Consider the following 18,668-nt stretch of genomic DNA (forward strand, 5'->3'; position numbering starts at 1 on the left):
GCATCGTTTTCATTAGTCTAACGTTCTTCTAAACAGGAGGATGGCTAAAAAAATAATGAATACGGTAAAAAGAATTATTGGCCAAGTATCTGGCCATAAAATATCTAAATCAGCCCCTTTTAACATACTGTTTCGCGTTATTCTTAAAAAATGAGTCAGCGGCATAATCTGGCTGAAATATTGTGCCCAATGAGGTATTCCATTAAATGGGAATAAAAATCCAGAAATTAAAGTTGCAATAAGAATATATGCATTTGATAAACTCACCGCAGTAAATTGTGATTTGGTAAGTGCGGAAATAGCAAGCCCAGTCCCTATATTGGATATTGAGTAAGGAGCCAATAACAACAAATAGAGAGGTAAACTGCCATAAAAAGGAATCGAAAAAATAAAATAAGCAATTGCTAAGAGCACAAAAAAAAGCAAATAAGCCAAAATAAAATGAGGTATCACTTTTCCAAAGATAATATTTCCGGGTGTTAATGGGGTAATTAATAACGTTTCAAAAGTACCTCGTTCAAATTCGGAGTTAATGGATACCGCCGTTAGAACAGTAAAGGTTGCAAAAATTAAATAGGCGATTAATCCCGGGATAGTATTATACTGAGGAATATTTTCAGGATTGAATTTAGCATGGATTTCAAAGTCAAAAGCACCTTCCTCAGGGGCTAGGTATTCAAGAGCACCATGCAAATCACGCTCAAATACTCGTGCAGGAAGTTCAGACGCAGCGCGGAATGCATTTGCCACAGTGAGTGGATCTGAGGCATCTGCTTCAATTAATACATGTGGATATTTTTCTCGAATGATGTCTCGAGAAAAATTAGGTGGAATATTAATAATAAATAATGACTTACCACTAAGTAATAATCGCTCTGCTGTTTTTTCATCTTTGGCTGCTGTGTCAATTGAAAAATAATGAGTGTTTTTCAATCCCTCCAATAAACTTCGTGTAAAAGGGGTATCTTCTGAAGAAATAATTGTTGTCGGTAAGTTTTTCGGATCCGTATTGATGATAAAGCCAAATAAAAGAATTTGGATCGCAGGAGCAAATAATAGCCATAAAAAAACGACTCTATCCCTACGAATTTGGATAAACTCTTTTTTTGCAATACCCCAAACTCGAAGGAACGTATCCTCTATCATTAATTTTCCTTAATATCGAACCTAAAAAACTTCCAAATATTTAACTCAATATGAAAACCACTTCATGAAAATTATTTTGCTGATATCAGTTCAATTTCTTCATGTAATTCAAACAAGAAAAATTGATTTTGCTGCGCAAGTGCAAGAAGAATTCAGTATGAATATACTATCTTAATAGTAACCGTACTGACAATTATTGATTCTGGCAAAGCGATATATTTACCTTTTAGATCAGATACTTTACCGTTTAGCTTCTTGTCAATTATTGTCAATTGATGATAATTTTCTAATCTTACCTATTGGAATGCTTAAATGAATAATGAGATCATATGCAACAGTTCTTCCTAAGATGGTTGATCGTTTCAATCTTATGCCTGCCGCTTATTGCGTGTAAAGAGGAAAAAAACTCGCTGCAAGGATACGTTGATGCGGATTATACCTACATCTCAAGCAATTTTTCAGGAAATCTCATTAGCTTAGATACCACTAAAGGGACTTTGGTCCAAAAAGGGGAGCTTTTATTTACGCTGGATGTGCAACCACAAGAATCCCAACTTAAAAAAGCCAAAGCAAATCTTACCCAAGCCATGGTTCTAACTGAATTAAAACAATCTAATCTTGACTATCAAAATAATTTATTACAAAGGTATCAAAAATTAATAACTTCAGGGGGGGTAAGTCGAGAGCAACTTGAAGAAGTAAAAAACAATTACCGTCATGCCAAAGCCTCATTAACAGCTCAGGAGGCGGCCGTTGAGTCTTCTATGGCGGAACTGACCCAAGCTCAATGGAGTAAGTCAAATAAAAAGGTATACTCTTCAATTTCAGGATATATATACGACACCTATTTTACAGTTGGCGAATTGGTGGGGAAGGAACGTCCTGTTTTATCGATTCTTGCTCCTGAAAACCTCAAAGTTATTTTTTATGTGCCAGAGCCTTTACTTGCAAAACTAAAATTAAAAAATCAGGTCATGATCAGTTGTGATGGATGTAGAGAGACTTACCCGGCAACAGTAAGTTATATTTCTTCTAAAACGGAATATACGCCTCCTTATATATTTAGCGAAACCTCAAGAACAAAATTTGTGTACCGCATCGAAGCCAAACCAGCCATTACAGCGATTAAATATTTACACCCTGGTCAACCTGTAAGTATTTATTTGAATCATGATTCGGCACCTATTTGAACTGAAGTAGATTGAATTGTGGTACGGTGTAACGTGGAATTTATTTTATAAGAAGACTAAATGCAAAAAATTTCTTTATTTTTATGCACATTGCTACTCCTTACAAACTGTAGGGTTGGACCTAATTTTCATTCTCCTGAAGCGCCCCATACTAGTCGTTATAATAATGGTCGGCTCATCACAAAAACAGCAAGCGCCCCCAATCCTGCAGGAAAATCGCAGCATTTGCATTACAATCGCGATATTTCCAATTCCTGGTGGGTTCTTTTTCATTCTCAAGAATTAAATGCTCTTATTGAACAAGGATTAAAAAACAATCCTACAGTAGAGATGAGTAAAGCAAATATTCGTAAAGCTCAAGCCAATTTGCGTGTTGTTGCTGGTCCAAAATTGTTCCCTACTGCCGATACTCAATTTTTTGGAAGTCGTGAGAGGAATACTTTACTTGCTACAGGAATAAACCTTGCACCTCTTCCTGGACAAAAACTTCCATTTTCCATTAGGAATCAATTCGATCTTTATAACGCATCAGTTAATGTTTCTTATAATTTAGACTTATTTGGCGGCAATAAGCGACAAGTGGAGGCTTTGCGTGCTGCGATTGATTATGAACGTTTTGAATTAGAAGCGGCTTATTTAACTTTAACAGCAAATATAGTTACCACGAGCATCACGATAGCATCGCTACAGGATCAGTTAAAAACGACACAAGCCCTCATCAACTGTCAAAAAAAATTATTAAGAATGACAATAAATAATTATAAACTAGGACATCTTTCTCGTCTTGATGTACTGAACCGCGAAAATCGCCTTAAAAAAACTTTAGCAACGTTACCACCTATTAAAAGTAATTTAGCCCAAAAATACAATGCTCTTGCTGTACTTGTTGGATCATTACCTAGCGAGAATCATCTGCCTCATTTTAATCTAAGAAGTTTTCACTTACCTACAGAATTACCAGTAAGTCTCCCCTCTCAACTTGTAAAGCAACGTCCTGATATACGGAGTGCTGAATCGATATTACATGAAGCCAGTGCAGAGATTGGCGTTGCAACAGCGGACCTATTTCCTAAATTTAATATATTAGGTAATTATGGATGGTTCTCAACAACATTAAGTACTTTATTTAATCCTATGAACAATGTATGGAATTATGGGGGGCAAATCGCACAAACCCTACTTAAAGGAGGTGCTTTACGTGCAAAAAGAAGAATGGCAATTGCAGAATACGAATATGCATTCGCCCGATATAAAAAAATTATGCTTGAAGCGTTTTTTGACGTAGCGGATGTATTGCATGCACTTGAGTTTGATGCGGAACTTCTTCACGCACAAGTGGGCGCAGAACAAAATACACAAGCTCGATTAAATCTCATCACCAATCAATACCAACTGGGTAAAACAAATTATATATCCGTCTTAAGTGCAAAGGAGGCTTATCTGCATGCTCATTTAAATGTAATTCAGGCAGAAGCAGCACGTTACAGTGATACTGCAGCACTTTTTCAGTCCTTGGGAGGAGGATGGTGGAATAATCCCATCCCAGGTTAATTTGTAATAAGCTTACTCTGTTGATGCAAATAACAACCTAAGAAGAGTGCCTCCCAGCAATTTCTTATTATTAATCTATAATTTTAAATTATAGTTTTTTCGTTTTCTTTAATCGACAGTATCATTCAAAGGTTTGTAAATGAAACCCATTGCTTGGATTACTGGTGCTGCTTCTGGTATAGGTGAAGCAGTAGCCAAAGAAATGTTTGCTCGCGGTTATCAGCTTATTCTTTCTGACTGTAATCAAACAGCCTTGAAGCAGGTAGCCTCTAGTACTCAAGCTGATATTTTTGTTTTTGACGTAAGAAAAAGAAGTCAAAATTTAAAAGCAGGAACGAAAATAAAAGAAAAATACGGTTATGTTGATGTTGTATTTCTTAATGCAGGTAAGTACGAAGCTGTTGATGTAAAAAATTTTGACAGCATGATTGTTGAAGAAATTATACAAACCAATTTCTTAAGTATGATTTATGGTGTTGAGGCAGCCCTTCCTCTTTTACGAGCTAGCAAACAACCACATCTTGTAGGCATGAGTAGCGCCATGTCCAATATTTGTTTGCCAAGAGCAGAAGCCTATGGAGCAAGTAAAGCTGCAGTTCGTAGTTTTTTTCAAGGATTAAGAATTGAATTGGCAAAGGAAAAAATTGCTGTCTCAACGATCCTGCCTACCTTTATAAAAACCCCCTTAACAGAAAAACTTAAAATCCCCCAATTCTTTCTTTACAATACAACAAAAGCTGCAAAAAAAATCTTAAATGGGATTGAACGAAAAAAAGCAGAAATCAAAATCCCTCCATTACTGGTCAATGTCACTAATTTATTGAAATATCTCCCAGATAAGTTCATTTTGTTCTTAATTAATCAGCTTAGTTAGCGTGAATATTTAGATAAACATCCTTTTATCCTCTCTGTATGGGACAAATTACACCATCCCTTCCTCAATTGCTCAAAAGTTAAACTATACTATAAAAATTATGGTCGTCCTTTCGTCCATAATTCTAAAGAGGAGGACAAATTGGAAAAACATGGGTAGTAACTGCTGGATATGTGCAATTTCTAAAGTTTATCTCAAGAGTACCTGGAGAAGGGAGTTCTTGAATTTTTTTAGGTACTGTCTAAAGTTGTAGAAGGTGTTTGCCATGAAAAAATCTAATTCAGCTCTAATTGAATCGATTATTCTCTCAATTATTGTATTAGGAAGTACGTGGTCATTGGCCATAATATATCCCTCATTGAGAGAAGGTCTTTTAGGAATAAATTGGTTATATATTTCAATCTTCTTTATATTTTCCTTACACTTAACTGAGATTATCATGACGATTTACTTACATCGAGGAGAGTCTCATAGAGCAGTGAAATATCACCCTTTGTTGACCCATTTTTTCAGATTCTGGATGTGGTTAACGACAGGTATCTCAAGAAGCAAATGGGTAGCAACTCATCATCTCCATCATAAATACACGGATACTGCAAAAGATCCGCATTCACCCATTATTTTTGGACTCAAAAATATGTTTTTTTATGGCATAGAAATTACTCATTTATCACGAACTAATGAAATGGTGCGTAACTTCAATGACATTCGTGATAATGACTTTTTAGAGAAACAATTATATGAAAAACATTCAAATAAAGGCCCCTTTGTTTATTTTTTCTTAGAATTTCTAGCCATAGGACTTTGGGCTGTCCCCGTATGGAGCGCTCAATTGATTCTTGAGACATTTATTGCAACATTTTATGTTAATGGCATTGCTCATAGCAAAGGCTATACTAATTTTGCAATTGATAATACATCCAAAAATGTTACCCGATGGGGTATTTTCGCTTGTGGTGAAGAATTGCACAATAATCATCATGCTAATCCTGCAAGTGCCCAATTTTCTTTTAGAAATGATGAATTCGATCTCGGTTGGTTTTACATCAAGAAGCTCGAATCACTTAATCTTGCAAGGGTACGAAAAGAATAGGTGCAAACCTCAGCTGAAAACACCTTGTATCGATGTGATGCTTTTAAAAGCATCACATCGACGCATTTAAAAGGGCATTCATATTATTAATAGCATTGATTGAAGCATACAGAATTATTTTAGATCGTGTAAACAATATGAATTGGTCTTTATGAATACGTTGATTAACCAGACAACGCTACACTTTATTTGACGTCAAAGAGGTTTTCATCAGTTGTTTTTTTGCTCGCTTACCTTGCTCTTTTTTAATTCCAATGGAACCTTGTTAATTTCATAAATAACTTTAATCTTTTCTAAGCCGCATAATAAATAATAAGTGATGTCTATTTGCCACCAACGAAATCCCTGGCTAGTAGAGCGTGGATAATAGTGATGGTTATTGTGCCATCCCTCACCCATAGTAAGTAACGCCAGAAGAAAGTTATTACGGCTCTTATCTTCCGTTTGAAATGTTTGTGTACCCCATAAGTGCGAAACGGAATTAATAGAAAAGGTAGCATGAAATAGGGCAACAGTTGAAATAAAAAAGCCCCAAATCACTAACTGCATTCCGCTGGTATGCAGGTCTGGGTAATAAGCTTCTAATAAAGTGCCTACTGCAAATAGTATCAATATCAAACAAATAGGCACGATATTATCGTATCGATTCAACCAAAGCAATTCTGGATATTTTGCAAAATCCCGTACCGATTTGTAATCTGTTTTAAAATTATCTGAATAAAAAATCCATCCAACATGACTCCATAAAAAACCGTGTTGGATTGGAGAATGCGGATCTTGTTGTTCTTCGGTATAGCGATGATGCAGACGATGATGCCCTGCCCACCAAAGTGGACCACGTTGAGCTGCTGAATTACCTAATACAGCGAAAATAAATTGCCAAAAGCGGTTCATTTTAAACGTTTTATGTGAAAAATAACGATGATAAAAACCTGTAATAGCAAACATCCTAAGATAAAAAAGGAATATCGCAGTAAAAACTGCGGTAAAACTCCACCCAACCCAAAAAACTGCAAAACAACATAAATGGACTAATATAAAAAGAAAAGCTCTAGCCCAATGTATCGTTCCTTGTTTTAAATTTTTTTCTTTTAAACCACTATCAAACCATCCATGTACGGAGAACATTAACGATTTGAATTTCATTTTTACCTCTTCGAAATATATGAAAAGAACTAATCGTGAAAATATTAAAGTAGGCGAGAGTCTGTATATCGAGTTAGATTTACAAACCCTACCTCTTATCTTTTCCGATATAGAGATACGTGATTTTAAGTGTAGCAGAAATGAACAATGCAGTGGAAAATACTAACGACAAGACTAAAAAATTACCAAATCTTAACTAAATTTCCATAAAAACTCTTTTGCTTGGACAATTTATTTTTTTAGTTCAGAATTAATTGTGTCAATTGAATTAATCGTCATAGTTGACCCGGTAATTAAATCACCAGGTGTTTTCTCATGTAAAACAATACTAAAAAAACTCATTCCTATTCCTGTTACCCACCTCCAGGTATGAACCAGAATGGAAGGAGGTGAAATTTCATCCAACCGCTCTACCTCTCCTTTCCCCGGGTGCAATTCACGAAGTGAGTTAACGTAAGTAGCAATTACCTCCGTCACCTCTGCGGTCAATTCAGTTTGTTCATATAAATAACCCAGAAAACGTCGAGCCATACTTAATCGAGTAGCATAAAGCTGATCATCTTTTAATTTGATACGTTCCAAGTGTAAAATATAATCCTCAAGAAGATATCTCGGTTTCGTAATAGCATCCACCTTTTGAAAAACATCAGTCTTTTCCTTTGCATCAACATGTTCTACCCATTGATAAAACCGAGTTTGCGTCCCTTCCAAACGTTCCTGATAAATAAATTGATTCACCTTCCTGAGACTTCTTTCAATGAGTGGATTTACGGTATCCCTCTTTACTTTTTCCTCTGAAGGCAACGTGACATCAACACCGGATTTCTGAAAAACCATACAGATAAGTAAAGCCATCGTAATGATTTTGAGCGAATACTCTAACTTTCCTTGTAATGGTCTAGACTCCAAATCACATACCGCTTGCAGGACAGCTAATTTTTTAGCATCTTCTTCTAAATAACCATTGTTTAACCATTCAAAAATCAAAAAATTCACTGTGTCATCTGCATCCTCAAGCGCATAAGTACGGGTAATAAAATCAGTCCATCCTAAAAATTGAAGATATTTTCCTTCGCGCAGAGCTTGAATGTATTCAGAACTGGATGAGAGCATAACGATCCTTTAATGCTTTTTTTGAATCTTATCCTATACTTAAAAAACATAAACATGCAAATGGTGCACACTATGAAAAGGAAATGGTATGTTACTTTTGCTGTATCTCTTTTACCCTTTAATCTTGCTTTTGCAAATTGCGATTTAACCCAATTTCGTTGGGAATGTGATTTGCCGGTACACGTTAAACCTAAGCCTGGAGCCACATCACTTGTATATTGTGGTAACTCCTATGGCTATATTACAAAACAACAATACGACATATTGGCTCGATATCAACGTGCCAATGTGAATATGGTTTTGGATATTAATGGCGAGTATATTGACAGTCCTTGTATCGGAGCGCAGAGATAGTACAATAGCTTGGATTTGGCTCCCTTATTAACTTTTGGGGAGTTATTATGGCCTGAGCGCAGTGCAGCAAAGCTTGGGTTTTCTGAAGCTTAGCGATTGGGGTTCTGCTGCGCTGCACCCAGGCTACACGTAGTTGAATGAGATGATCATTGAATTTGATGGTATTCCCATAGAAATATCAAGAAAAAAAATCAAAAACATGCACTTACGCATTTATCCCCCCGATGGTTTAGTTAAGGTAAGCGCCCCTCTTCGATTCAGTGAGCAGCTTATCAGGCAAAGTCTTGAATCTAAAAGCGCATGGATTCATCAACAAAGAGAGCGGATTCGTAATCGGTTTGTTGAGGAAGATTGCAGCTTTAAAATGGGATCTACTGTAGCATTCCTGGGAAAAAAGTATTTATTAATCATTGAAGAACATCAGGGACCTACACAAATTAAAATCAATAATGAGCTGATGTACTGTTATGCTCAACCCAATAGTTCACCTACTCAGATACAAACCATTCTTGAGCGTTGGTACAAACAGCAAATGCAGATATTATTGCCTGCTCTCATTCAAAACTGGGAAGCTGTTATCGGTGTCAAAGTAGCTGAATGGGGAATAAGGAACATGAAAACACGTTGGGGCTCATGTAATACTAAAGCTGCACGTATCTGGTTAAATCTCAACTTAATCAAAAAACCATCTATTTGTCTTGAGTATGTTCTTGTTCATGAGTTAGTCCATTTGTTAGAACCAAGTCATAATAAACGCTTTTATGGGTTTATGAGTAAATTTATGCCACAATGGCGCGAATATGAATATCAACTTGAAGGACGGGTACTTTGATTGATTACGACCAACTTATTCATAAGCTTTGTAACCAGGGATTCTATATTATTGATGGATTTCTTGAACCATCTCAATGCCAATCATTACGTGCAATGGCCAAAGAACTCTATGAACAAGGCTTGTTTCGAGGCGCTAAAATAGGCCTTAAGCTTGAATCGCATAAAAATAATGTCATTCGCACCGATGAAATTTTTTGGCTGGATGAAATGGGAACAAATCCAGCAATACACGTCTTTTTAGAGCGAATGCAGCAGTTAGCTCAAATATTGAATCAGTCACTTTTTTTGGGTTTACATGAATTTGAAACTCACTTCGCCGCATATCAACCCGGTACTTATTACAAAAAACATATCGACCAATTCGCTACGCAAAAAACACGAAAAATTTCATGTGTGTATTATTTAAATAAGCAATGGGAAACAGAATTTGGAGGCGAATTAAAACTTTATAATACCCAAGATCAGTTAATTGAAAACGTTTTGCCATTAGAAAATCGTTTCATATGTTTTAATAGTGAATTACCCCATGAAGTGTGTATCACGCATCAGCCTCGATACAGTATTACAGGATGGATGAAAACTCATTCTCATTTTGTGCTGAATCAAGGGGTGTTTTCGATTTAAGCAGAGCAAATTAAATGCTACTTGCTTAATTCGCATTGCTTTTAATCTGAACCAAAAGCATGCTCGCGAAACAATGTAATTATTGTGTATAATGATATTTTTTATTTTCTCTTAATCTTTTATGCATGCCTTAGATATTAAACAATTATATAAAACCTATGCTAATGGGGTACAAGCATTAAAAGGGATTGATTTAACCATAAAAAAGGGTGATTTTTTTGCTTTATTGGGGGCTAACGGTGCCGGAAAATCGACAACTATTGGTTTAATTTCTACTTTACTGAATAAAACATCAGGCAGTATCAGTATCCATGGTTATGATTTGGAAAAAGAGCCAGAGAAGGCCAAATCCTGTTTAGGCCTTGTACCTCAAGAAATCAACCTTAATATTTTTGAGAGCTGCATACAGACCCTGATAAATCAAGCCGGATATTATGGAATTTCACGAAAAAATGCACAACCGCGAGTTGAAACCCTCCTGCAACAATTAGGTCTTTGGGAGAAAAGGCATTCTATAGCACGACACTTGTCCGGCGGAATGAAACGTCGGCTCATGATCGCCAGAGCATTAGTGCATCAACCTAAGGTACTCATTCTTGATGAGCCTACAGCTGGTGTAGATATAGAAATCAGACACAGTATGTGGGAGTTTCTCACTCGAACTAATGCAGAAGGAACAACCATTATTCTCACGACCCACTATCTGGAAGAAGCAGAGCAGTTATGTAAAAACATTGCCATTATTGATAAAGGGGAAATTATAAAAAATTCCTCGATGAAGGCTTTACTACAAACACTGCGTCATCAGACTTTTATCTTTAACACAGAAAACCGTATCGATATTTTACCCGATTTACACCCCTTTAAAGCCACTCTTATTGATAGCACAACTATAGAGCTCCGTGTCGATAACAATTTGAATTTAAATGATGCATTTGCATTGTTTACCCAGCACGGAATCAAAATTCACAGCATGCGAAATAAAACCAATCGTTTGGAAGAACTCTTTTTGGATCTTATAAAAAATGGCCATTAAACAACAAGTTATTGCATTATATACTTTGGTAAGGCGCGAACTTGTGCGAATGTTCCGCATTGCAAGCCAAGTTTTTTTACCTCCGGTAATTACAACCACACTATACTTCCTCATCTTCGGTAGTTTAATCGGACCTCGTATCGGCTCCATTCAAGGAGTCAGCTATCCAATGTTCATTGCTCCTGGATTGATTATGATGTCGGTCATTGTTAATTCTTACGGGAATGTATCCTCTTCGCTTTATAGTGTCCGCTTCCAAAAAAGTATAGAGGAAATGCTTGTCAGTCCAATGCACAACAGCCTCTTACTCCTTGGTTATGTTTTGGGTGGGGTTTTTAGAGGACTAATCGTTGCTGCTTTGGTTTATCTAATTGCATGTTTTTTCTTGACCATTGAATTTAGTCACTTACCGATGACCCTATTGGTTGTATTGCTCGTATCTGCTGTATTTTCCCTGGCAGGTTTTACCAATGCAATGGTTGCTCGAAATTTTGATGATATTATGATTATTCCAACCTTTATCCTTACTCCACTCACTTATTTAGGTGGAGTATTTTACAGCATTAATATGCTTCCAGAGTTTTGGCAAAAAGTGTCATGGCTAAATCCCATTTTATATATGGTTAATGCACTGAGACAAGCAATGATTGGTCAAAGTGAGGTTAATATCAGTTTAGCCATGGGAATTATTTGTCTTATGTTAGCATTACTTACATTCATTAATATGACTTTATTAAAAAAAGGAGTAGGGTTTCGCGAATAGTCCTATTCATGCTTAAAAAACAGAACAAAATGAAAAAACGCACTATAATCACAAGTTCTACCTATACCAATCCCGGGCTGCAACCAATTGTCTCTTGATCACATCTCTGCCTACGCCCCGCGCTTGTCCGTGGGGTCCAGTGTTTTTAGCAAATCTTCTGGATCCCGCGGACAAGCCGCAGGACGTCAGAGTAGGCGGGGCTGGTTTTTCAGCGATGTATAAGATTCTGGTGCAAGCAACCAGGATTTGGTTATGCGTCGCTTGCTTCTTCACCCAGGGCTACAGTAACTCCTTAAAGGGTAACAGGAGTCTGACAAATTAATGAGATATCAGCTATAGCAGCAACCTGAGCAGCAGCTGTTGCGGTAGTTGTTGATGTACTCGTAACTTCAACGGTTGAAATAAAGGATACGCTATCGGCACCACTACCACTCCCTGTATTAGCTGTACTTCCAGTTTCAGTTTTGATTACTGAAACAGCTGTAGCCGCCGCAGTTTTAACCTCACCCTCTTTAGGGAAAGGGGCATTTATCATGCGATCAGCGGTAACCCGAACACTTGCACCAGGTCGAAGATATTCACCCCTCGCCAAAACGAGACCCTCAATCACTTGAATGTAAGTCTCTTTTCCAACTACGTAAACTCGAACCTTTGTTCCAAGTATGGCAAGCGATAAAATTGGAGTTTTTAGTGATTCTTTTATTTTTTCTGGTGTGTTTATTTCCAGCTTACCCTTACTTAACTCCGCTTTAATTTGTACCGCTTCCTTAGGAGCATAAGCCAAAATTTTGTAGTTCGAATTTGAGCCCATACTAACCAATGCACCATTTGAATATTGAAGATTCGCTGCGGCATCATCACCAGTTACAACTTCATCACCAACTTCTACGCTAGAGCCACGAGTAATCCCGCGCTCAGCACCATGCTGACGGACCACGACTTTTTTCTGGGTGAATAAAACAGTGGCCGCAGATTGAGCAAATAGCTGGCTGGCTAGCATCAATAATCCTGTAAATATTACTTTTTTCATATATATTCCTGTACAATTTTTTCCATTACAAAGTAGTTACAATCCTTGGCCATTAAGAGTCTTTCAATAAATAAGAAAGATCATTTATGCTGATGCATGTAAATTCCGTCCCAGTTTTCTGGAGGAGGTGTTTCCATAAATGCTTTAACGCGGTCAAGATAGATCTGATATAAATAAACCTCTGGACATTTGGTTTTTAGCATAGCAAATTTTTTTTCAGCGGACGACCAATTCTGCGCATAATACTCTTCTAAAGCTTTATGATACTCGTCTAACTGAGTTAAAACCTCTTCAGAAACATCACTAACCTTACCGAGAGGCTGATAGATAGTCAATCCACTTTTTCTTCCCTTAACAGTAATTTTATCTATGGCTCGCCAGGCAAACTGATCTTGTCCTGCACATGTTTTATCACTCACCAAAATAGTCACTTGGTAAAATTTTGTTAAATCTTGTAAACGCGAAGCAAGATTCACTGTATCTCCAATGACTGTATACGCACGGCGAAACTCTGAACCCATATCACCCACATTCATCAACCCTGTTGCCAGGCCAATGCCAAAACTAACAACTGGCAAGTCTTTTTCCTGCATTTTTTCATTGATTTCAGGTAGTTGTTTTACCATGGCGAGAGAGCACATAATAGCATGAGTTGCGTGATCTTCATCAAGCATAGGAGCTCCCCAAAACGCCACGATCATATCCCCCACATATTTATCAATTGTTCCTCTAAAGCTAAAAATTATTTCAGTAATTGGTGTAAAAAAAGCATTTAGCAATCGTTTCACATTAGATGCCTCCAAGCTCTCGCTAAGGCTTGTAAAATTACGAATATCACTAAATAGAACCGTCATATTTCGTTCTTGTCCTTCCATGCTGTACTGCTCAGGAGATTCTATGAGCTCTCTAACATAATCTTCTGGAACGTATTGCCCAAACAGCTGATTTATTTTTCTTTTTTGTCTTCTTTCGATAATAAATAAATAGCCATAATTCGTTATAGTCTGAAGCACGATTAAGGTTAAAATCAGGGCTATAGGAAGATATAAACTTTTATAGACAAACAAATAAATGGATAAGGCCCAGATACCTATAATACTTATTATCGCCAGGATCAAAATTCTGGAAACACTCAAAAAAGAAAATAAAAAAGTAAAAAACAATCCAATTAATATCAAGTACAATCGAGCTTTAGGAGTCTTCCAATCATATTCTGATACCAATTGCTGCCCGACAATGCCTTGAACCATATTTCCTACCATCTCCACCCCAGGATACGATTGTGCAACTGGAGATTGATGCAGATCCGCCAAAAGGATTATCGTTGATCCAATAATAGCAATTGCCCCTTGCAGTTGCTCTGGATTAATTTTGTCCTGGATGATATCTGTAGCAGAGTAATAATTATGTGCGCCAATATGTCCCCAAAATGGAATAAGAATCTGTCCATACGCGTTTGTAGGTATAAATACATTACCCATTTGAATTCCGTACAATTGATGATGATGCGTTTTAAGGGTAAGGTGTTTTACCATCAAATAATTCATAGAAGTTGCAAGAGCCAATGTAGCGTATAATTTGTTGTCATAGCTTGCTAACATAAGCCCATGTCGTATCGTTCCATCCAAATCCGGTACATTTGTAACTGCCCCCGCTTGTGTCGACGCTTTTAGAAATAACGGCAAACAACCGTTATATCCGGAAAATTGATAGAGCGGGAGGTTATCTCGGTATAAATAATTATTTTCTGGATTAGTTAAAGGTGTAGGTAATTCTCCCCTCCTGATTTCTTTGTCATTATGAAATAAAAAACCCAGCACCACATTATGATCCAATAATGAGTCGGCTAAAATACGATCGTTGTCCACTCTAGGGGCAATTTGCTCAAGCAAATCAGGTAACTGTTTTTGACCCAAGGATAATTGAGGCATTAATTTCTGCAACTCATTCTTGAGTCCTATTGCATAATTTACTTCTGCCTCAGCCATAACTATATCTGTTGCTATGGTCACAACACCATTTTGTTTTAACTTATTGATTAAATTAGCTATTTTATTTCTAGGCCAAGGCCATCGTCCTTCTTGCTCCACTGACTTATTATCAATATCAATGATAACAACTCGAGGAATTGTTTGATGTGGACGCCAGTTTAATTGAACGACTTGATCATAAGTTCGATGGTCCAGCTGAGTAACTAATGAACTGAGAAGAGGCATGTGAATTACATCAACTAAAAAGACAAGAATTAACCAGAAAAGACCTAAAAGGACTTGTGTCCCTTTAGATTTTATTGATTTTGGCGAGAAATATCGATCCTTCTTCACAAAGTATTGTCCTTAAATACTTTCCTTAACAAAACCAGAAAGTGGGCAAAGATAGAATTACGAGCTAAGACCCTGTTTACAATTCACTGTCACAAGGCTTTGAGTTTCGAGTACCAAAGACACAGCATGCATAAAAGCATGTGGGCATCGGGGTACAGAAAATCAAGGCCTTGCGGCCAGGATAGTAGAATTGTAAATAGGTCTAACCAAATTGATATTCTAATGCAGCTAGAGTTTGATAACTCTGAAAAATTCCACCAGCATTATAATATTTTTCCTCAACACGAATGGTTGCTTTTTTAAAGGTTATGGCAATACCCCCGCCTACACGAAACCCGCTTCTATCCATGTTCAATTGAGGAAGGGAACCATTTATTATGCTTGCGGGATCTACAAGTGGACGACTATTTGAAAATTGTGCTACCTGAATTAATCCCCCGCTGATAAAAGGCATTACTGAAGGCTTAACAAAATAACCTAATTCAATATTTTCCAAAATTAAAGTCGCTTTATTTGTTAATGGCTCAATCACTTGAAAAGTAACCGTAGAGGGGAAAAAGTAATTATATCTTCCAGTATTAATCTCACTGTACAATACCCCGAGATTAGCTCTCATGAGAAGCTGTTTCCAAGTTTTTCTATAAATTCCATTTAGGCTGACAAACCAGTTGTTATTATTATTTGTTGCTTGAGCGATTAGCGGGGTTGGGGCCATAGCAATTTCAGTTACAGTATTAAATTTATTGTAACCATAACCTCCCGACACATCAGCATAAATCTGGGGAGTGAACACTTTAAATAGATGGCCGAAAATTGTATTGTTATGTATGGTCTGTTCCGAATTAGTTACAAATCCTGGGTTTAGTAAAAACTCCGAACTAATTGCGCTATTAATTCTAAAATAATAAATGCCTGCCATCATCGTCTGACCTAAGGTAATGTGGTCAGCTCCCGCAGAATAAAGATTTGAATGTCCGTTATATCGGTTAAAATTTACACCTGAAGTCGAATCAAAATCAAAATCGGTATATCCATAGAGAAATTCTGGGGTTATTTTCCTCAGATATTCCGAAATCTTTGTAGTATTTGTTGTTTCATCTTTCGACAACGTATTTGCATTGACGCAGAATCCATTGCATATCAAAAAAGCTGATAAAATTAAGGATTGTATTTTCATCACATCTAAATTCCTTTTCAGAGAAGGTGTTCGCTTTTGGGGTATAATCATAAACTTAAAATATAAGATTATACAAGAACAGAGTCATAGAGAAACAATAAACATTATTCCTATTTTCGAGTTTTTCATTTAGGCTTAAATCCCAAAGCCCGTAAACGTTGCTCAATCGAAGGATGTGTTGCAAAAGCGCTGCTTAAAGATTTCACCGGATCAATATCTGAGGGATTAAAGAGATAGGACGCCTGCCTTATCTGCTCATGAGGAGTATTACCGTATTCCGCTGAATAATGCTCAGCATATTGCTGATGATCGTCGCTAATTTTGAGTAATGCCCGAGCCAAAGGTTCATTGTCACGCATTAACTCTACGCAGCCAGCATCCGCCATATATTCACGCGTTCGACTTAAGAATAAGGTCAACAAAATAGTAATTAAGGGCAAGACATAACGAAGAACTATAATGACCATTAATAATCGATTATCTCCACGTTTTCCGTCTCGTTTAAATACTGCTGAATAAAACAGTATATCCACCACAATTAAAAGAATATTACTCAAAACCGCTACCATTAGAGTTAATTTAATATCATAGTGACGAATATGACTTAATTCATGAGCCATTACTGCTTGCAGCTCTGCCCTGTTCAACTTTTCTATTAAACCTCGAGTAATTGCAACCATTGCTGATTTTTCACTATACCCACTTGCAAACGCATTCATGTAGTCTGCTTCGATAATAAAAACTTTGGGCATATACTGCAAACCAGCAGCAACTTTCATTTCCTCAACTACATTATATAGTTGCTGTTCCTGCAAATTTTTAGCTGTTTGGGGTGTAATCTCACGGTACTCGGTACCTAATAACATAATTCGATCATAAAATGCATATGTGATTAACAACGATATTACGGCGAAACCAACCATAAGAAGAGTCGCATAGGGAATGACCTGCAGGCGAATCAAAGCAAGAAAAATTTGCTGTAAAGGAACCTGTGGGTAGGTCGATTGCAAAACAAACAAATCAGCAACGAAACCCACAGCAAAAAAAATTGCAACAAAAAAAGCAATTACCGCACGTGTCTTGCGTTGATTCAACTGGATTTGCGCACGCCAATTCGCTACGTCGCCATGATAGTCTTCAAGACTCATTTTCTAACTCAAAATTTTACGGTATAGTCTTCTTTCGCTTGAATCTGTTCTTCAGGGAGTCCCCAGTAAACAAAGTCTTTATCAAGAGAAGAAGCAAACATAGATACCACCATGGATTCAAAGAACGATTTCTTTTTAGCATAATAACGCTCTACCCCATCGTTATAAGCCTGTTTAGAATATGCCAATTTATTTTCGGTATTGACGATTTCTTCCTGCAACTGCATGACATTTTGGCTTGCTTTCAAATCAGGGTAATTTTCAAATACTAAATTAATTCCAGATGCAATCTGTGAAATTTGGTTTTCTGCAGCAATGCGCCCTTCTTCGTCCCCTGCTGCTTTAGCTGCTTGAGCTTGATTACGCAAAGCCACAACATCTTTCAAGGTGGTTTGCTCGTAATCCATATATTTTTTTACCGCTTCAATTAAAGACTCAAATACCTTAAAGCGGCGATCCAGCTGGATATCTATTTGTTTTTTGTCGTTATTAATCGCCTCAATTAATTGAATTAAGGTATTGTAGATGCTAATAGCCCATAAAAATATAAGTACTACAATAATAATAAGGGCAATAAAAAAAGTACTCATTTTTCTTCCTATGTAAAATTTTCTACAATTAAGTTATAGATCGAAAATGATAAAAAAAACAGGAGAATTTTTGTGGAGTTTGAACTAAACCGTAAGAGCTAAAGCTGATGAGTAAAAGTCAAATTGGATGGTGTATCCATTTTCTGTCCTATTATTTATGTTGGATAGCCTGTTTCTATTTTGCAGCACAAAATGAAGTATATCTTGGGCCAATGATTGGGTTCCTGTTTATTGCCGTACAAATCGCCTGGCAGTCAATTAATCGATTGCCTTACTTAAATGCGCTCTATTTTGCACTTCTGATCGGATTTATTGGTGTAATTACGGATATGATTTGGCTGCATCAAAATTATATTTATTTTAAAGCAAACCCTTTTAGTTCTTATTTTACAGCGCCATGGATGATTTGCATTTGGTTGAGTTTCGGATTGAATCTTATTTTTCTTAATGAAAAATTGATCCATTACTATTTTATTTGGTTCCTACTTATCCTTTTTTTAATGCCATTTGCCTATAAAATTGGCGAAATATGCAATATAGTAGTTATCGAAAACGCGTATCCATTCTATTTTTTTGTGGGAATTACTTGGGCATTACTCTTACCAGCGAGCTTTTATGCATACAATTATTTAAAAAATTCAATATCATAGATACGCGAGTAATTTAACTGGGAAA

General features: G+C 36.7%; 18 protein-coding genes. 10 read left to right on the forward strand and 8 right to left on the reverse strand.

Going from position 1 to position 18,668, the window contains the following annotated elements; translation table 11 throughout:
* Window positions 1-12: 12 nt before the first annotated feature.
* Complete coding sequence (locus LXO92_RS16565) at window positions 13-1,146, reverse strand: ABC transporter permease (protein ID WP_182350632.1); 1,134 nt, start codon at window positions 1,144-1,146, stop codon at window positions 13-15.
* A 329-nt stretch (window positions 1,147-1,475) separates the two neighbouring features.
* Here LXO92_RS16565 and LXO92_RS16570 point away from each other — a divergent pair, with 329 nt between their 5' ends.
* From LXO92_RS16570 to LXO92_RS16585, 4 genes are all read left to right on the forward strand, one after another.
* Window positions 1,476-2,336 (forward strand): HlyD family secretion protein, encoded by an 861-nt coding sequence (locus LXO92_RS16570; RefSeq protein WP_182350633.1) that lies wholly within the window; start codon window positions 1,476-1,478, stop codon window positions 2,334-2,336.
* 60 nt (window positions 2,337-2,396) lie between these two features.
* Window positions 2,397-3,887 carry an efflux transporter outer membrane subunit gene (locus LXO92_RS16575; protein ID WP_182350634.1) on the forward strand — a complete coding sequence of 497 codons (1,491 nt, stop codon included), beginning with the start codon at window positions 2,397-2,399 and terminating at the stop codon, window positions 3,885-3,887.
* Window positions 3,888-4,026: 139 nt separating this feature from the next.
* Window positions 4,027-4,761, forward strand: coding sequence for an SDR family NAD(P)-dependent oxidoreductase (locus LXO92_RS16580; RefSeq protein ID WP_182350635.1), 735 nt, complete (start codon window positions 4,027-4,029; stop codon window positions 4,759-4,761).
* Between the two features lie 265 nt (window positions 4,762-5,026).
* Entirely contained in the window at window positions 5,027-5,854 is an 828-nt protein-coding gene (locus LXO92_RS16585; protein ID WP_182350636.1) for an acyl-CoA desaturase, read from the forward strand.
* 210 nt (window positions 5,855-6,064) lie between these two features.
* Here the strand turns inward: LXO92_RS16585 and LXO92_RS16590 are convergent, their stop codons facing one another.
* Both LXO92_RS16590 and LXO92_RS16595 read right to left on the reverse strand, forming a co-directional pair.
* The gene (locus LXO92_RS16590) at window positions 6,065-7,000 is read right to left on the reverse strand and encodes an acyl-CoA desaturase (protein ID WP_182350637.1); all 936 of its coding nucleotides are present in this window, start codon (window positions 6,998-7,000) and stop codon (window positions 6,065-6,067) included.
* A 231-nt stretch (window positions 7,001-7,231) separates the two neighbouring features.
* Window positions 7,232-8,113 (reverse strand): helical bundle domain-containing protein, encoded by an 882-nt coding sequence (locus LXO92_RS16595; RefSeq protein WP_232891326.1) that lies wholly within the window; start codon window positions 8,111-8,113, stop codon window positions 7,232-7,234.
* Window positions 8,114-8,185: 72 nt separating this feature from the next.
* Between LXO92_RS16595 and LXO92_RS16600 the strand changes: the two genes are divergently transcribed.
* From LXO92_RS16600 to LXO92_RS16620, 5 genes are all read left to right on the forward strand, one after another.
* Window positions 8,186-8,467 carry a hypothetical protein gene (locus LXO92_RS16600; RefSeq protein WP_019233437.1) on the forward strand — a complete coding sequence of 94 codons (282 nt, stop codon included), beginning with the start codon at window positions 8,186-8,188 and terminating at the stop codon, window positions 8,465-8,467.
* A gap of 142 nt (window positions 8,468-8,609) precedes the next feature.
* The gene (locus LXO92_RS16605) at window positions 8,610-9,299 is read left to right on the forward strand and encodes a M48 family metallopeptidase (protein ID WP_232891327.1); all 690 of its coding nucleotides are present in this window, start codon (window positions 8,610-8,612) and stop codon (window positions 9,297-9,299) included.
* Window positions 9,296-9,925 carry a 2OG-Fe(II) oxygenase gene (locus tag LXO92_RS16610; RefSeq protein ID WP_232891328.1) on the forward strand — a complete coding sequence of 210 codons (630 nt, stop codon included), beginning with the start codon at window positions 9,296-9,298 and terminating at the stop codon, window positions 9,923-9,925. The genes LXO92_RS16605 and LXO92_RS16610 overlap by 4 nt, the downstream gene beginning before the upstream one ends.
* A gap of 121 nt (window positions 9,926-10,046) precedes the next feature.
* Window positions 10,047-10,961 carry an ABC transporter ATP-binding protein gene (locus tag LXO92_RS16615; RefSeq protein WP_182350640.1) on the forward strand — a complete coding sequence of 305 codons (915 nt, stop codon included), beginning with the start codon at window positions 10,047-10,049 and terminating at the stop codon, window positions 10,959-10,961.
* Entirely contained in the window at window positions 10,951-11,724 is a 774-nt protein-coding gene (locus tag LXO92_RS16620; RefSeq protein WP_182350641.1) for an ABC transporter permease, read from the forward strand. Before LXO92_RS16615 ends, LXO92_RS16620 begins: the two co-directional genes overlap by 11 nt.
* Window positions 11,725-12,016: 292 nt before the next feature.
* On the opposite strand, the gene LXO92_RS16625 is transcribed toward LXO92_RS16620, so the two are convergent.
* The 5 genes from LXO92_RS16625 to LXO92_RS16645 form a co-directional block, all read right to left on the reverse strand.
* A complete protein-coding gene (locus LXO92_RS16625) occupies window positions 12,017-12,754 on the reverse strand; it encodes a FecR domain-containing protein (RefSeq protein ID WP_182350642.1) in 738 nt (245 codons plus the stop codon).
* Window positions 12,755-12,834: 80 nt separating this feature from the next.
* Window positions 12,835-15,078, reverse strand: a complete 2,244-nt coding sequence (locus tag LXO92_RS16630; RefSeq protein WP_232891329.1) for a CHASE2 domain-containing protein — start codon at window positions 15,076-15,078, stop codon at window positions 12,835-12,837.
* A gap of 202 nt (window positions 15,079-15,280) precedes the next feature.
* Entirely contained in the window at window positions 15,281-16,255 is a 975-nt protein-coding gene (locus LXO92_RS16635; RefSeq protein ID WP_232891338.1) for an autotransporter outer membrane beta-barrel domain-containing protein, read from the reverse strand.
* A 125-nt stretch (window positions 16,256-16,380) separates the two neighbouring features.
* Window positions 16,381-17,403 (reverse strand): zinc metalloprotease HtpX, encoded by a 1,023-nt coding sequence (gene htpX, locus LXO92_RS16640; protein WP_182350643.1) that lies wholly within the window; start codon window positions 17,401-17,403, stop codon window positions 16,381-16,383.
* Window positions 17,404-17,411: 8 nt separating this feature from the next.
* Complete coding sequence (locus LXO92_RS16645) at window positions 17,412-17,993, reverse strand: LemA family protein (RefSeq protein ID WP_182350644.1); 582 nt, start codon at window positions 17,991-17,993, stop codon at window positions 17,412-17,414.
* A gap of 107 nt (window positions 17,994-18,100) precedes the next feature.
* Here LXO92_RS16645 and LXO92_RS16650 point away from each other — a divergent pair, with 107 nt between their 5' ends.
* A complete protein-coding gene (locus LXO92_RS16650; RefSeq protein ID WP_182350645.1) occupies window positions 18,101-18,643 on the forward strand; it encodes a DUF2878 family protein in 543 nt (180 codons plus the stop codon).
* Window positions 18,644-18,668 lie beyond the last annotated feature (25 nt).

This window comes from Legionella resiliens, from assembly GCF_021344005.1.
Classification (GTDB): domain Bacteria; phylum Pseudomonadota; class Gammaproteobacteria; order Legionellales; family Legionellaceae; genus Legionella; species Legionella resiliens.

Coding starts and splice junctions, on each gene's coding strand:
- LXO92_RS16580 (WP_182350635.1), top strand. CDS start 4,027: ATGAAACCCATTGCTTGGATTACTGGTGCTGCTTCTGGTATAGGTGAA.
- LXO92_RS16595 (WP_232891326.1), bottom strand. CDS start 8,113: ATGCTCTCATCCAGTTCTGAATACATTCAAGCTCTGCGCGAAGGAAAA.
- htpX (WP_182350643.1), bottom strand. CDS start 17,403: ATGAGTCTTGAAGACTATCATGGCGACGTAGCGAATTGGCGTGCGCAA.
- LXO92_RS16615 (WP_182350640.1), top strand. CDS start 10,047: ATGCATGCCTTAGATATTAAACAATTATATAAAACCTATGCTAATGGG.
- LXO92_RS16620 (WP_182350641.1), top strand. CDS start 10,951: ATGGCCATTAAACAACAAGTTATTGCATTATATACTTTGGTAAGGCGC.
- LXO92_RS16570 (WP_182350633.1), top strand. CDS start 1,476: ATGCAACAGTTCTTCCTAAGATGGTTGATCGTTTCAATCTTATGCCTG.
- LXO92_RS16605 (WP_232891327.1), top strand. CDS start 8,610: ATGATCATTGAATTTGATGGTATTCCCATAGAAATATCAAGAAAAAAA.
- LXO92_RS16625 (WP_182350642.1), bottom strand. CDS start 12,754: ATGAAAAAAGTAATATTTACAGGATTATTGATGCTAGCCAGCCAGCTA.
- LXO92_RS16645 (WP_182350644.1), bottom strand. CDS start 17,993: ATGAGTACTTTTTTTATTGCCCTTATTATTATTGTAGTACTTATATTT.
- LXO92_RS16635 (WP_232891338.1), bottom strand. CDS start 16,255: ATGAAAATACAATCCTTAATTTTATCAGCTTTTTTGATATGCAATGGA.
- LXO92_RS16650 (WP_182350645.1), top strand. CDS start 18,101: ATGAGTAAAAGTCAAATTGGATGGTGTATCCATTTTCTGTCCTATTAT.
- LXO92_RS16565 (WP_182350632.1), bottom strand. CDS start 1,146: ATGATAGAGGATACGTTCCTTCGAGTTTGGGGTATTGCAAAAAAAGAG.
- LXO92_RS16575 (WP_182350634.1), top strand. CDS start 2,397: ATGCAAAAAATTTCTTTATTTTTATGCACATTGCTACTCCTTACAAAC.
- LXO92_RS16585 (WP_182350636.1), top strand. CDS start 5,027: ATGAAAAAATCTAATTCAGCTCTAATTGAATCGATTATTCTCTCAATT.
- LXO92_RS16590 (WP_182350637.1), bottom strand. CDS start 7,000: ATGAAATTCAAATCGTTAATGTTCTCCGTACATGGATGGTTTGATAGT.
- LXO92_RS16600 (WP_019233437.1), top strand. CDS start 8,186: ATGAAAAGGAAATGGTATGTTACTTTTGCTGTATCTCTTTTACCCTTT.